The 13,995-nt window shown below is 62.9% G+C and carries 13 protein-coding genes and 2 pseudogenes; 10 read left to right on the top strand and 5 right to left on the bottom strand.

Annotation, left to right across the window (positions count from 1 at the left end; all coding sequences use genetic code 11):
- Positions 1 to 5 precede the first annotated feature (5 nt).
- The 8 genes from UCMB321_RS16825 (at position 6) to UCMB321_RS16790 (ending at position 7,588) form a co-directional block, all read left to right on the top strand.
- Positions 6 to 1,367: a 3-carboxy-cis,cis-muconate cycloisomerase gene (locus tag UCMB321_RS16825; RefSeq protein ID WP_040068860.1), complete on the top strand. Its 1,362-nt coding sequence runs from the start codon at positions 6 to 8 to the stop codon at positions 1,365 to 1,367.
- 14 nt (positions 1,368 to 1,381) lie between these two features.
- Entirely contained in the window at positions 1,382 to 1,768 is a 387-nt protein-coding gene (pcaC, locus tag UCMB321_RS16820) for a 4-carboxymuconolactone decarboxylase (RefSeq protein WP_040068858.1), read from the top strand.
- A 267-nt stretch (positions 1,769 to 2,035) separates the two neighbouring features.
- On the top strand, positions 2,036 to 3,055 hold the full coding sequence (locus UCMB321_RS16815; protein ID WP_040068855.1) for a LacI family DNA-binding transcriptional regulator: 1,020 nt from the start codon (positions 2,036 to 2,038) through the stop codon (positions 3,053 to 3,055).
- Positions 3,039 to 4,043, top strand: coding sequence for an ABC transporter substrate-binding protein (locus tag UCMB321_RS16810; protein WP_040068853.1), 1,005 nt, complete (start codon positions 3,039 to 3,041; stop codon positions 4,041 to 4,043). Before UCMB321_RS16815 ends, UCMB321_RS16810 begins: the two co-directional genes overlap by 17 nt.
- Positions 4,044 to 4,046: 3 nt before the next feature.
- Complete coding sequence (locus tag UCMB321_RS16805) at positions 4,047 to 4,913, top strand: ABC transporter permease (protein ID WP_052451284.1); 867 nt, start codon at positions 4,047 to 4,049, stop codon at positions 4,911 to 4,913.
- Positions 4,910 to 5,704 (top strand): ABC transporter permease, encoded by a 795-nt coding sequence (locus UCMB321_RS16800; RefSeq protein WP_040068850.1) that lies wholly within the window; start codon positions 4,910 to 4,912, stop codon positions 5,702 to 5,704. Before UCMB321_RS16805 ends, UCMB321_RS16800 begins: the two co-directional genes overlap by 4 nt.
- A complete protein-coding gene (locus tag UCMB321_RS16795; protein WP_040068848.1) occupies positions 5,701 to 6,732 on the top strand; it encodes an ABC transporter ATP-binding protein in 1,032 nt (343 codons plus the stop codon). Before UCMB321_RS16800 ends, UCMB321_RS16795 begins: the two co-directional genes overlap by 4 nt.
- Before the next feature lie 25 nt (positions 6,733 to 6,757).
- Positions 6,758 to 7,588, top strand: coding sequence for a phosphodiesterase (locus UCMB321_RS16790; protein WP_040068845.1), 831 nt, complete (start codon positions 6,758 to 6,760; stop codon positions 7,586 to 7,588).
- A 119-nt stretch (positions 7,589 to 7,707) separates the two neighbouring features.
- Here UCMB321_RS16790 and UCMB321_RS16785 read toward each other — a convergent pair.
- A pseudogene (locus tag UCMB321_RS16785) lies at positions 7,708 to 8,220 on the bottom strand (LysR substrate-binding domain-containing protein); the annotation flags it as partial.
- 23 nt (positions 8,221 to 8,243) lie between these two features.
- Between UCMB321_RS16785 and UCMB321_RS30180 the strand changes: the two are divergent.
- Positions 8,244 to 8,537: pseudogene (locus tag UCMB321_RS30180) on the top strand (methyl-accepting chemotaxis protein); the annotation flags it as partial.
- A 6-nt stretch (positions 8,538 to 8,543) separates the two neighbouring features.
- On the opposite strand, the gene UCMB321_RS16780 reads toward UCMB321_RS30180, so the two are convergent.
- The 4 genes from UCMB321_RS16780 to UCMB321_RS16765 are packed head-to-tail and all read right to left on the bottom strand — an operon-like array spanning position 8,544 to position 13,169.
- Positions 8,544 to 9,011, bottom strand: a complete 468-nt coding sequence (locus UCMB321_RS16780; protein ID WP_040068843.1) for a response regulator — start codon at positions 9,009 to 9,011, stop codon at positions 8,544 to 8,546.
- Positions 9,008 to 11,335, bottom strand: a complete 2,328-nt coding sequence (locus UCMB321_RS16775) for an ATP-binding protein (RefSeq protein ID WP_040068841.1) — start codon at positions 11,333 to 11,335, stop codon at positions 9,008 to 9,010. The genes UCMB321_RS16780 and UCMB321_RS16775 overlap by 4 nt, the downstream gene beginning before the upstream one ends.
- Positions 11,332 to 11,988, bottom strand: a complete 657-nt coding sequence (locus UCMB321_RS16770; protein WP_040068839.1) for a response regulator — start codon at positions 11,986 to 11,988, stop codon at positions 11,332 to 11,334. The genes UCMB321_RS16775 and UCMB321_RS16770 overlap by 4 nt, the downstream gene beginning before the upstream one ends.
- A complete protein-coding gene (locus tag UCMB321_RS16765; RefSeq protein ID WP_040068837.1) occupies positions 11,985 to 13,169 on the bottom strand; it encodes a sensor histidine kinase in 1,185 nt (394 codons plus the stop codon). The genes UCMB321_RS16770 and UCMB321_RS16765 overlap by 4 nt, the downstream gene beginning before the upstream one ends.
- Before the next feature lie 176 nt (positions 13,170 to 13,345).
- On the opposite strand from UCMB321_RS16765, the gene UCMB321_RS16760 reads away from it, so the two are divergent.
- Positions 13,346 to 13,864 (top strand): SgcJ/EcaC family oxidoreductase, encoded by a 519-nt coding sequence (locus tag UCMB321_RS16760; RefSeq protein WP_040068834.1) that lies wholly within the window; start codon positions 13,346 to 13,348, stop codon positions 13,862 to 13,864.
- Positions 13,865 to 13,995: the final 131 nt, after the last annotated feature.

Genomic DNA, 13,995 nt, shown 5'->3' with positions numbered 1-13,995 from the left:
GTGGTTTGAACAGACCGACGAATCAACTTTTCGATGCCTATTTCACGCAGCCGGCGATGCGGGCGATTTTTTCCGATCAGGGCCGTTTGCAGGGCATGCTCGATTTCGAGGCCGCCCTGGCGCGTGCCGAAGCCAGCACCGGGCTGATTCCCGGGGAGGTGGTCGGCGATATCGCAGCGGCCTGTCGCGCAGAGCTGTTCGATGTCGACGAATTGGCCGTCGCCATCGGCAATGCCGGTAATTCGGCGATCCCGCTGGTCAAGGCGTTGGGCAAGCAGATTGCCGTGGCCAACCCGACCGCCGAGCGTTACGTGCACCTGGGCGCCACCAGCCAGGACGTGATGGACAGCGGCCTGGTGCTGCAACTGCGTTCGGCCGTCGACCTGCTGGAGCGCGATCTGGCGCGACTGGCCGATGCGCTGGCCGATCAGGCCACGGGCCATGCGAGCACGCCGCTGGCCGGGCGCACCTGGCTGCAACAGGCGACTCCCGTCACCCTGGGCATGAAAATCGCCGGTTGGCTGGGCGCTGTCACCCGTCATCGCCGGCGCCTGGCTGAAATCAGGCCGCGTTTGCTGTGCCTGCAATTCGGCGGGGCGTCCGGCAGCCTGGCCGCCTTGGGCGAGCCGGCTTTTGCGGTGGCCGAAGCCCTGGCCGCTGAATTGAACCTGAACCTGCCCGACCAGCCGTGGCACACCCAGCGTGATCGTCTGGTGGAGTTCGCCGGCCTGCTGGGCATGATCGCCGGCAGCCTGGGCAAGGTGGGCCGCGATCTCAGCTTGCTGATGCAGACCGAGGCCGGTGAGGTGTTCGAGCCCGCCGCACCCGGTAAAGGCGGTTCCTCGACCATGCCGCACAAGCGCAATCCGGTCGGCGCGGCGGTCATGATCGGTGCGGCGACCCGGGCGCCGGGGCTGGTGTCGACGATGTTCAGCGCAATGCCGCAAGAACATGAGCGCAGCCTCGGCCTGTGGCATGCCGAATGGGAAACCCTGCCGGAGCTGTGCTGCCTGGTCTCCGGCGCGCTGCAGCAGGCGTTGCAGGTGATCCCTGGGTTGCAAGTCGACGCGGGCCGCATGCTGCACAACCTGGAGTTGACCAAGGGGCTGGTGCTGGCGGAAGCCGTGAACATCGCCTTGTCCCAGCGTATCGGCCGTGATGCGGCGCACCATCTGGTCGAACAATGCTGCCGCCGTGCGGTGGAGCAGGGCGCGCACCTGCGCCAGGTGCTCGGTGCCGAAGCGCAAGTGACCGCTCAACTGTCCGCCGAGGAGCTGGACCGCCTGCTGGACCCGGCCCATTACCTGGGACAGTCGCAGCGCTGGGTGCAGCGTGCGGTGGCCGAACATCACGCCTTGAAACCTTAGAAAAGGATCCGGAAATGGACGAACAACAACGTTACGAAGCGGGCATGAAAGTGCGCCGCGAAGTGCTCGGCGATGCCCACGTGGACCGCAGTCTCGAAAATCTGACCCCGTTCAATGGCGAGTTCCAGGAGATGATCACCCGGCATGCCTGGGGTGACATCTGGACTCGTCCCGGCTTGCCACGCCACACCCGCAGCCTGATCACCATCGCCATGTTGATCGGCATGAACCGCGAGGGTGAGTTGCGCCTGCACCTGCGCGCCGCGAAAAACAACGGCGTGACCCGCGACGAGATCAAGGAAGTGTTGATGCAGAGCGCGATCTATTGCGGCATTCCAGCGGCCAATGCCACCTTCCATCTGGCCGAAGCGGTCTGGGAGGAGATGGATGCGCAGTCGTGAGGATCAGCACCGCGCATGCAACCCCGCGGACTTCAACGTTGCCCCATACCGGTCTGTAGGAGCGAGCTTGCTCGCGATGGTCGTTAACGATGGCGCGTGTTTATCAGGTAAACGCGGCGTTCTTGAGTCCATTGCGAGCAATCGAGCGTCGACCGGCTGCTCCTACAGTTGAGGCGGGCTGACATCGAATCGTCATTTTTTGATCGCGGGAACGCCATGTTCCCTGAGTAGCATCTCTCCAATGAGATCGATCTCAAGCGAGCAAAAATGACTGATTTGAAAGAGGTTGCACGACTGGCAGGGGTTTCGCGGGCGACCGCGGCGCGAGTCTTTGCCTCCCCTGATGTGGTGCGTCCGACCACTCGGGAACAAGTGTTCGCCGCGGCGCGGCAACTGGGTTTTCGGCCCAATCGTCTCGGCCGCCAACTGCGCCTGCAAACCACCAACCTGATTGGTGTCGTGGTTCCCAATCTGCTCAACCCGGTGTTCGCCGAGCAATTCCAGTCGATGGAACGCGCTGCACGCCTGCGTGGTTACAACCTGTTGCTGGCAACCACCGACTACAGCAGCGAGCGCGAAAGCGCGGTGGTCGAGGAACTGTTGCGTCAGCGCGTCGATGGCCTGGTCCTGACGGTGACCGATGCTGATCGGAGCCGGGTGCTGCAAAGCCTTGCCGGCGAAGACACGCCTTTTGTCCTGGCCTATCACCAGCCCGGTAATCCCGACTACAGCACCGTGTCCGTGGATAACCGCGCGGGCATGGCGCTTGCCACCCGTTATCTGCTGGACGCAGGGCATCGGCGGATCGGCATGGTCGCAGGTCCCGCCTTGCAGTCCGACCGCGCTCGCCTGCGTTACGCCGGTTATTGCGAGGCGATGCGTGAGGCGGGCCTCGACAGCCTGCCGGTGATCGAAATGCCCGCCCACACCCAGGCCGACTTCGCCGCTCTCGAGCCGTTACTGCACGGCCCGCAGGCACTCAGTGCGCTGGTCTGTTCCAACGATTTGCTGGCGATCAGCCTGATTGCGCAACTGCGCCGCAACGGCTGGAGCGTACCCCGGCAGCTCTCGGTCATTGGCTTCGACGGCATCGCCCTCGGCACCCAGATACACCCGACGCTGTGCAGCGTCGTTCAACCCATCGCGACGCTGGCTAATACCGTGATCGATCAATTGCTGGCGCAGATCGCCGGTGCCGCACCGGCTTCCCATTGCCTGCCTTGCCATATCCGGCCAGGCGAAAGTACTCGACCCTACGAGGAGACATGTGATGATCCGCATCAGTAAAACCCTGACAGCGTTGCTGCTATGCGGCGTGGTCAACCTGGCGCAAGCCGTGGAAACGGCCATTTGCTACAACTGCCCGCCGGAGTGGGCGGACTGGGGCACGCAACTCAAGGCGATTGCCGATACGACCGGCGTGCAGGTCCCGCAGGACAACAAGAACTCCGGTCAGTCACTGGCGCAGTTGGTCGCCGAACAAGCCGCACCGGTGGCTGACGTGGTGTATTACGGCGTCACCTTCGGCTTGCAGGCGCAAAAGGCCGGCGTGGTCGGTACCTATAAACCCAAGGACTGGGAACAGATTCCCGCCGGCCTGAAAGACCCGGAAGGTCACTGGTTTGCGATTCATTCCGGCACCTTGGGCATCATGGTCAACGTCGATGCGCTGGGCGGCTTGCCCGCGCCACAAAGCTGGAGCGACCTGCTCAAGCCGGAATATAAAGGCATGGTGGGCTACCTCGATCCATCCAGCGCCTTTGTCGGTTACGTTACGGCGGTGGCCATCAACCAGGCCATGGGTGGCAACCTGGATAACTTCGCGCCAGCCATCGATTACTTCCAGAAACTGGCGAAAAACGCGCCCATCGTGCCCAAGCAGACCGCCTACGCCCGGGTGTTGTCCGGTGAATTGCCGATTCTGGTCGATTACGACTTCAACGCCTATCGGGCGCGGTACAAGGACCATGCCAACGTCGCGTTCGTGATTCCCAGGGAGGGCAGCATCAGCGTGCCCTATGTGATGAGCATGGTCGGTAAGGCCCCGCATCGGGCCAACGCCGAGAAAGTGTTGGATTTCGTCCTGTCCGATCAAGGCCAGGCCCTGTGGGCCAAGGCGTACCTGCGGCCGGTTCGGGCCATAAAGATGCCTGCGGACGTCGCCGCGCAGTTCCTGCCGGACAGCGACTACGCCCGGGCCGGCGTGGTCAATTACGAACACATGGCGGCGGTGCAGGAAGCCTTCTCCGCGCGTTATCTGAGCGAGGTCAAGTAAGTGATGGCTTCGCAGGTAAACGCTCAGGAAGGCCGTTCGGGTCGGACCCTCGTGCCACGCTTGCGACCGACCGCTGCCTGGGCGCTGGCGCCGGCAGCAACCGTGCTGTCGGCGTTCTGGTTATTGCCACTGGCGCACCTGATCGTGCTGGGTGGGCAAGGTCGCGATGGCAGCGACAGTGGCTATTGGCAGGTGCTGACCAGCGCGCAATACCTGGGCAGCCTGGCGCAGACCTGCATGCTTGCGCTGGTGGTGACCCTAGCGGCGCTGTTGGTGGGCGGCTTCAGCGGGGTGTTTCTTGCTCGCCAGCGCTTCTTCGGCCGTTCGGCGTTGGTCGCCTTGTTGACCTTCCCACTGGCGTTTCCCGGCGTGGTGGTCGGCTTCCTGGTGATCCTGCTGGCCGGCCGCCAAGGATTGTTCGCCACCCTTGGCCTTGAGCTGGCGGGTGAGCGCTGGATTTTTGCCTACTCGCTGGTGGGATTGTTCATCGGCTACCTGTACTTCTCGATTCCGCGGGTGATTCTCACGGTGATGGCGGCGTGTGAAAGCCTGGATCGCAGCCTGGAAGAAGCTGCCCATTCACTGGGGGCGGGTCATTGGCGAGTGGTCTGTGATGTCATCGTTCCCGGTTTGGCGCCTGCGCTGGTTTCTTGCGGGGCGATCTGCTTTGCGACGTCCATGGGCGCCTTTGGCACGGCCTTCACCCTGGGCACACGGCTGAACGTGACCCCGGTAGCGATTTATAACGTGTTCACCAACTACGCCAATTTCGCGCTGGCCGCTGCCCTGTCGGTGGTGCTGGGCGCGGTGACCTGGGCTGTGCTGTTGCTGGTCCGTCGGCTGGTCAAGGAATCGGGGGCAGTCCTGTGAAGCGCTCGGCGTTGTTTATCGGGCAACTGGCTTTTACCCTGCTGGTTTGCGCCTTCATGCTGGTGCCCGTGCTGATGTCGCTATTGGCCGGGTTGACCCGTAATTATTTCCAGGGGCTGTCCAGCGGCCTGACGCTCGATTGGCTGGGGCAAGTCTGGCAGGCCTACTCTCCGACCGTCTGGCTCTCCCTGCAACTGGCGCTAGCCTGTGCGCTATGTGTCTGTGTGCTGGGCGTGCCGGCGGCTTATGCGTTGGTACGGATGAACAATCGCTTCAGCCGCGCCTTCGAGGAGCTGATGGTGCTACCGGTCGCCATGCCCGGTCTGGCCAGCGCCCTGGCATTGTTGTTGACCTATGGCCAGTTTGGCGAGTTTCGCGGCAGCTGGGTGTTCATTCTGGTCGGCCATGTGCTGTTCACCCTGCCGTTTCTGGTGCGCCCGGTGATGGCGGTGATGCAACGCCAGCATCTGCCGGTCCTGGAAGAGGCGGCGGCCAGCCTTGGCGCCGGGCCGATCCGGCGTTTCTTCAGTGTGGTGCTACCCAACTGCCGAGCGGGGATCCTCGCCGGCGTGTTGATGGTCGTCACCCTGTCGTTGGGTGAGTTCAACCTGACCTGGATGCTCCACACCCCGATGACCAAGACCTTGCCGGTGGGACTCGCCGACAGCTATGCCTCGGCCAGGCTGGAAGTCGCCAGCGCCTACACCCTCATTTTCCTGATGATGATCGTACCGCTGCTGATTGCGTTGCAGGCCATCAGCGCCCGTCTTTCCCGTGGAGAACATCGATGACCGGGACCACCATTCGCCTACAGGGGTGCCGCAAGGCGTTCGCTGACGGCACAGTCGCCGTGCATGACCTGGACCTGACCATAGCGGCGGGGGAGACCCTGGCGGTTCTCGGCCCGTCCGGCTGCGGTAAAACCACGACCCTACGCCTGATCGCCGGTCTGGAACGTCCGGATGTGGGGCAGATATTTTTTGGCGACAACGAGGTCACGCACCTGCCCATCGAGCGCCGCAATGTGGGCATGGTGTTCCAGAACTACGCCTTGTTTCCGAACCTGGATGTGGCCGGCAACATCGTTTACGGCTTGAAGATTCGCGGCCTGTCGCCCGCCGAGCGCAACAAGCGTTGTGCGGAGCTGCTGGAGCTGGTCGGCCTGCATGACCACGGCAAACGCAGCATTCACGAGTTGTCCGGCGGTCAACGCCAACGAGTCGCCCTGGCCCGGGCCCTGGCCCCCCGGCCTCGGGTGTTGCTGCTCGACGAGCCCTTGGCGGCGCTGGATGCGCAGTTGCGCGAGCGCTTGCGCGGCGAGTTGGATCAGCTGTTGCGCAGCCTGGGAATTACCGCCGTGTTCGTCACCCACGACCAGGGAGAAGCCATGGCGCTGGGGAATCGCATTCTGGTGATGGAGCAGGGCCGCGTCGCGCAATTGGCCAGCCCGCGGGAAATCTATCAGCAGCCGGCCAATGCTTTCGTCGCCAGTTTTGTCGGCAACCTCAATGCCTTTTCGGTGATCGAGCGCACGACCGAGGGTTTGAAAGTCAACGGCGGCGAACTGCCATGGAACGGCGCCAGTCTGCCCGCCACCGTGTATTGCCGCCCTGAACATCTACGGGTGATGGCGTGCCAGGGGCATCTACGCGGACGTCTTGTCGGTCAGTTTTTCCAGGGAGCCCAAAGCCGCCTCCTGGTGGATGTCGGCGCCGCCCAGCCATTGTTGGTGGACAGCACCGATGGCGTCATCCATGCCGCAGGCGCGCCGATTGCCTTGGCCGTCGAGCCACAGGTGCTGTTCACCCTGCAATCCTGATGTCCTGATTTCCAGAGAGCTTATTTTGAATCGTTCATTTCTCATTGCGCAGATCAGCGATCTGCATCTCAAAGCCGCTCAACGACTGAGTTATGGCGTCGTCGATACCCTGGGTGCATTGCGGCGTGCGGTCGATCATCTGAATGCACTTCAGCCGCGCCCTGACATCGTGCTGGTCAGTGGCGACCTGGTCGACTTCGGTCGTCCTGATGAGTATGCCGTGCTGCACCCCGAACTGGCACGCCTGCACATGTCTTGCTACCTGGTGCCCGGTAACCACGACCATCGAGAACATCTGTTGGCGGCATTTGCCGATCACACCTACTTGCCGAGATCGGCCGGTGAACCGCTGGATTGGGTGGTCGAGGAGCATCCGCTGCGCCTGATCGGCCTGGACACCACCATCCCCGGTGCTCATGGCGGCCAGTTGCTGGACAGTCAGTTGCGCTGGCTCGATGAACAACTGGCCTGTCGTCCCGATGCCCCGACGCTCTTGATTCTGCATCATCCGCCCTTTACCAGCGGCATCGGTCATATGGACCGCGAGCCGTTCATCAACGCGGCGGCACTGGAACGGCTTATCGGCCGTCACCCGCAGGTGGAGCGCTTGTTGTGCGGGCACTTGCATCGGCCGATGCAGCGGCGTTTCGGCGCCAGCCTGATTTGTGTGTGCCCCGGTACCTCACATCAGATCGTGCTGGATCTGCAGCCAACCGCCCCGGCGCATTTCAATCTGGAACCGCCGGGGTATCTGCTGCATCACTGGCATGAGCAGGCGTTGGTGACCCATAACGCCGTATTTGGTGAATACCCAGGGCCGTATCCGTTCTATGACGCTCATGGCTTGATTGACTGATCACTAGAGGTCAAGTACCAGCACTGGCGTTTTCGAGCGCGAGCAGCAAGGGGGGAACTGGTCGTTGGCGGCTTGTTCATCCTCGGTGAGGGCGCCGGCGACAGTCTGGCCCAGGCCTATTACCTGGCGCCGACTTGCAACTGATGTTCTGTCTTCACGGTGTTGATGAAGGCTTGCATCGCCGATGACATGATCCGATGGTGCCGGGTGATCAGCCCGAAGGGTGGCAGACGCGGTTCGAAATTGATCGGCAGTGCCGCGAGCAGATGGCGACCGGGATAGTCGTTGACGACCGAGAGCGGCGTCACGCCGAGCATGTCGGTCTGCTGGACCAGCGACAGCAGGGTCATGATCGACGTGGTTTCGACGATGCTGCTCGGGACATCGATCCGCGCATTATGAAAGACCTGGTTGATGATGGTGCGCATCGGACTGGGCTGTTGTTGCAGCACCCAGGTCATGTTCCGCAGTTCGCCCCAGGTCAATTGCGTGTCCTGGGCCAAGGGGTTCTGCGCCCCGGCGATGACACACAGGGCTTCTTCACCCAGGCTGTCGAAGACCAACTCCTCAGCCCGTGCGCCGGGCGGAATCCTGCCGAGCACCAAATCCAGTTGATCCTGCAGCAACGCCTGCCAGCCGCGAACAGGTGCTCCGGTCGGTTTCTGAACAGACCAATCTGCTTGCACTTAATGCGGCCATTGAAGCCGTGCGTGCCGGTGAGGCCGGTCGTGGTTTTGCAGTGGTTGCCGATGAGGTGCGAACACTGGCCCACCGTACTCAGCAGTCGACGCTGGAAATCGAAAAAATGATTGCCAATATCCAGAGCAGCACTGGCATCGCGGTCGATTCGATTCAGCTAAACAGCGAACGGGCATCCAGCACACTTGAGGTGACTCGAATCAGCGGCACAATGCTTGAGCAAATTTTCGTCTCGATCAGTGAAATCAACACAATCTCAGAGCAAGGGTTCCAGGGTGGGTGACTGGCGCAGCAGATCTATCTGATGCGCCGGCACCAGCGTGCGCAGGGTCTTGTAGAGCGCGCGGGTTTCCAAAAGGTTCCACACCCGCAGCATGGTTTCCACTGCATCCAGTGGCTTGCTGATGAAGTCCTTGGCCCCCAGCGACAGTGCCCGCAGGCGGGTGTCGCGGGTGGCATCGGCGGTGAGCACGAGGATCGGCAGGTATTCGCCGCTCGGGATGCGGCGATTGAGCTGTTCAAGGATGGCGAACCCGTCGAACTCGGGCATGTGCAGGTCGAGAATCACCAGGTCCGGCTCGAAGCTGTTGAACAGGTCCAGGGTGCGCAGCGGTTGGGTGCTGCTCAGCACGTTGGTCAGCCCCTCGCGCACCAGCAGTTGCTCCATCAGATCGAGATTGGGGCGTTGGTCATCGATGATCAGAATGCGTAGGTCGGTGTTCACGCGCGCTCCGGAAGGTGCTGGTCGAGGTGGGCAAGGAATGAGGGAATGTGAATCGGTTTGCTCAGCACCGCCGTGGCGCCCGCTTCGCACAGGGCCTGGCGAGTGAGCTCGCTGGCGTCGGCGGTGATCATCAGCACCGGGGTGGTTCGGGTGATCGATGACTGGCGCAAGCGCTGCAGGACGTTCAATCCGTCGATATCCGGCAAGGAAACATCCAGCAGAATCAGTTGTGGCGCGTGTTGCGCCGCGAGGTCGAGTCCCAGTTGCCCTTGCATGCTGGACAGCAGTTTGATCCCGGGTCGGCGTTGCAACAGTGTTTCGATCAGCGCCAGGCTGGAGAGATTGTCCTCGATGTACAAGACCTGGCCACGGAAGTCCGGGCCGGCGAGGGCGGGGATTCCCGGGCGGTTGTCAACGGGCGGGGCGGTCGGCGCGACGCTTTGCTGCAAGCGTACAAAAGGCAGCTCCAGGGTGAATCTGGAGCCGACGCCAGCCTGGCTTTGCACGGTCAGGCTGCCTTGCATCATTTCCAGCAGATTCTTGCTCAGCGCCAGGCCAAGGCCGCTGCCTTCCACGTTCGGGTCGATTTCCAGGCGTTCGAACGGCTTGAACAGTTGATCGAGGCGATCGGCGGCAATGCCCTTGCCGGTATCGCTGACCGACACGGCGATGCGCTGTTGCTCCAGCTTGACGTCGATGCTGACTTGACCCTGGGGCCGGTTGTACTTGATGGCGTTGGACAGCAGGTTCAGCAGCACCTGGGTCAGGCGTTGTCGATCCGCGACGATCCCGCTGTCGACGGTCAGCGTCGGCAATGGCAGCAGGTGGATGCCGGCGTCGGCGGCCATCGGCGAGACCAGTGTCAGGGCTTCCTGCAGGGCGATCGCCAAGGGCACGGACTCGATGTTCAGCGGCAGGTTCCCGGATTCGATCCTGGCGATGTCCAGCACTTCGTTGATCAGGGTCAGCAGGTGTTTGCCGGCCCGCAGAATATGTCCGATCTGCGCCTTTTGCCCTTGGGTCGAGTCCATTTCCAGCAGTTGTGCAAAGCCCAGGATCGAATTGAGCGGTGTGCGCAGTTCGTGGCTCATGCGCGATAGGAACTCGCTTTTCGCCCGGCTGGCACGCTCCGCTTCCTCGCGAGCGGTGCTCAGCTCAATCTCGGCCGCGCGGCGATCGGTAATGTCCCGGGTGATCTTGGAAAAACCGCGCAAGGCACCGCTGTTGTCGTATTGCGCGGTGATCACCACGCTGGCCCAGAAGCGGCTGCCATCCTTGCGCCTGCGCCAGGCCTCCTCCATGTAGTGACCGTCGCGAGTGGCCTCGCGCAGTGCCAGTTCGGGATGCTGCGGGCACTCCTGCGCCAGGTAGAACACCGAGAAGTGTTGGCCGATGATTTCCTGTTCCGTGTAGCCCTTGATCCGCTCGGCGCCGGCGTTCCAGCTGGTGACGAAGCCCCGGGTATCGAGGGCGAAGATCCCATAGTCCTTCACGCCGTCGATGATCAGCCGCAAACGCTCTTCATTGTCGCGCAGCGCCCGCTCGCGTTCGGCCAGCAGCAGCCCGGCCTCCACCAGGCGGCTGCCCAGTTGGCCGATCTCATCGTTCTCCGGCGGTTGCGGCAGTAACGGCTGGCCGAGGGCCAGGCGTTGGGCGTTGCCCTGTACGTGCTGTACCCGGGCGACGATGCCTTTGGACAGGAGCAGCACCGCAACGACGGCGCCGAACAGCCCGCAGAGGGCGGCCAGCAAGGTCGAGAGCAGCAGGCGCTGGCGGGTCGCGGCAGCGGCGGCGGTGCGTTCGGCCAGCAGCGTGTCCTCAAGGGTCAGGATGCTGCCGATGTGCTCGCGCAGTTCGTCGAGGATGTATTTGTTGTTGATCAGGATGCTCGTGATCGACTCGGGACTCGCCTCACGGTCAGCGAGCATTTCCTCCAGGCCACCGATTTTGCTGTTGATCAGCGGCGTAATGGCTTTCAGTTGCTCGCGCACCCGTTCATCGCGCACGTTGCCGTCCAGCCGGCGCAGGGCCGATTCGATCAGCGGCTTGGCCTTCAGATAGCCCGGCAGGAAATCCTCCCGGTGGGTCAACAGATAGCCGCGCACGCTGGCGGCGGCCTCGGCGAGCAAGGTGTGTACGGTCTGGATATCGCCTTGCACCCGCAATACCCGGCGTACGTCTTCTTCAGCGTGTGCGGTCTGGCGTTCGGTGATGTAGATCAACACCAGCGACAGCAACAGGATCACCAGGGGCAGGGAAATCACCACCAGGGCCTTGCCCCGTAGCGGCAGGTCGGCCCAGCGTCTGGCGTAGAACACTTTCATGGTTGCGTCACCAGCCCCAGTGCAATGCCCCGGACCGCGGCCTGGGTTCGGTCGGCCGCACCGAGTTTGCCGATGACCCGTTCGACATGGGCCTTGGCCGTGCCGGTGGTAATGCCCAGTGTCTCGCCGATTTCACGGTTACTCATGCCGTTGGCCACCAGCCCGAGCACCTGGCATTCGCGGGCGGTCAGGTTTGTGCAGGATGTTGTTGCACCGTTGGCATTGCGTTCGGTCATGCGCCGTAGCAAGCGGGTACTGACGGCGTTATTGAGGGCTTCCTCGCCTGCGGCGACGCGCTGCAGGGCGTCGATCACTTCAGCGCGGCTGGCGTCCTTGAGCAGATAGCCCACGGCGCCGGCATTCATCGCCGCCTCCAGGTGATCCGGGCTGTCGTCCATGGTGAAGATCACCACTTTCAAGGCGGGCAGGCGCTGCTGAAGCAGCCGTGCCGCGCCCAAGCCGTTAAGCACCGGCATGCGAATGTCGAGGATGACAAGGTCGGGCAGCAACTGTTCACACAGCTCCACGGCTTCCTGACCATTGCAGGCCTGGCCGACCACGTCGAACTGCGGATGGCCGGCCAGCAATGAAACGAAGCCGGTGCGGGTGACCTCGTGGTCGTCGGCCAGCACCAGGCGCAGGGCTTGAGTCATTGGGTGGCTTGCTCCAGGTCGAAAGGTACGCTGACATGCAGTTGCGTTCCGCATCCTGCGCGGCTGGCGCAAGTGAGCCGTCCGCCCAGCAGGCTGGCGCGTTCCTGCATCGCCGCCAGGCCCAGGTGCCGGCTGCCGCCGGTGTCGAGCGGTTGCTCCATGGCAAAACCTTTGCCGTTATCGTCCACCCGCAACGAGGCCTGGCCTTCGTGCAGCGCCAGTGCAAGCCGGACCTGGCTGGCCTGGGCATGCTTGAGAATGTTGTTGATCCCTTCCTGGGCAATCCGGAACAAGGCGATCTCCACCGAGTGGGGCAAGCGGGTTTCGCAACGCTCCGTCCAGTGCACGACGATCCCGGCCTCCCGCAGGCGATCGGCTTCCTTGTCGAGCGCCGTCAGCAAGCCGAAATCGTCGAGTACGGTCGGGCGCAGGCCGCCGATCAATTGCCGGCCTTCACCCACGCAATGCTGGGCCAGGGTCAGGATGGCCTGCAAGTCCGCGTCCAGCGCATCGGGCAGTGGCGGGCAGCGGCCGGCAAAACCCTGCAGGCGCTGATGCAGTCCGGCGAGGGTCTGGGCCAGGCCGTCGTGCAGGTCATAGGCCATGCGTTTGCGTTCATCTTCCTGTGCCCTGAACAACCGATTGACCAGGTCCGACAGGGTGCGATCCCGCGCGATCAGCGCGGTCAGCAGGCGGTCGTTTTCCAGGTGCGCGGCCAGCAGGGTGGCGAGCAGTTGCAGGGACTCGATGTCCTCGTTGTCCGGCGCGTTGATGCCGACGCTGTTGGCCAACACCAAGGTGCCGAAGGTATCGCCATCACCGCCGCGCAACGGCACCCGCAGCACATTGGACAGGAGCGCTCCCGGCTGTTCATGCCAGCACGGCGCGTGCATCGAGGTGTCCACGCGGCAGTCCAGGCTGCTCAGGCGTTCATGGCTGCCCTGGCTGGCGGTGGTCCTGACCTGTGCGTCGGCGTCCCGTTCCAGCAGGATCCCATGGTCCATCGCCAGGAAGGCGCAGGCTCGGGCCAGCACGCGCTCGCGCATGGCAGCAGGGGTCAGCTGGGTCAGCTCCTGCCCGGTATCCACCAACAGCCGCAGGCGCGCCGCGCGACCTTGCGATTGTCGATACTGGGTCCGAATGGCCAGGGCACTGCCGGGGTCATGGGGCGGGTTCTGCATGCTACGGCTCCGGCGCTTACGAGTGGCGCGCCCGTGCGGGCGAGGGCGTCATTAAACCTTGTAAACGGGGCAGGGGCTATCTGCCGAATGGCATAGGTCGATGGCTCCGGTTGGCCGATGGCGGACGGCTTCCTGATCGGCAAAGTGGGCTTATCGAACACCACTGGAGCGTTGTGATGAAACTGAAGACCTTGGCCATCGTCCTGTTTGTTGCCCTGAGTGCCCCGTTTGTACAGGCGGCAGAGACGGAGCCGTATGTCTACACCGGCGTGGCCGCACAGCCGGAGAATGTGAAGGATCGTGAAATTGCCGGGCTGTTCGACCGCTGGAACACGGCGTTGCAGACGGGTAATGCCCAGGCCGTGGTCGACCTGTATGCCCCGGACGCGGTGCTGCAACCGACGGTGTCCAACAAGGTGCGCACCACGCCGGCGGAGATCAAGGACTACTTCGAACACTTCCTGGCACTCAAGCCGGTGGGCCAGATCAACTACCGCGATATCCACCAACTGGGCAGCAACGTTGCCATGGACAGCGGCGTCTACACCTTCACCCTGACCGAAGCGAACGGCAAGACCCGCCAGGTGCAGGCGCGTTACACCTTCGTCTACGAACAGGTCGAGGGGCAGTGGAAGATCCTCAACCACCACTCTTCGGCGATGCCGGAGACGCAGGCCAAGCACGCGGGGAAATGACCCCGGCCGGTTTTCGACCAATTCTACCGATCATTTGGCCAGAGCCCCGCTTGAGCGGGGCTTTCTGACTGACTCGACATGCTGGCTCGTTCCTATCGTTTGTGATCTATATTCCTTAGCGGACCTGTTGA

Origin of the sequence: Pseudomonas batumici (assembly GCF_000820515.1) — a bacterium.
Taxonomy (GTDB): domain Bacteria; phylum Pseudomonadota; class Gammaproteobacteria; order Pseudomonadales; family Pseudomonadaceae; genus Aquipseudomonas; species Aquipseudomonas batumici.
Note: the sequence above shows the minus strand (reverse complement) of the source record. Positions and strands in the feature narration are given on the sequence as shown.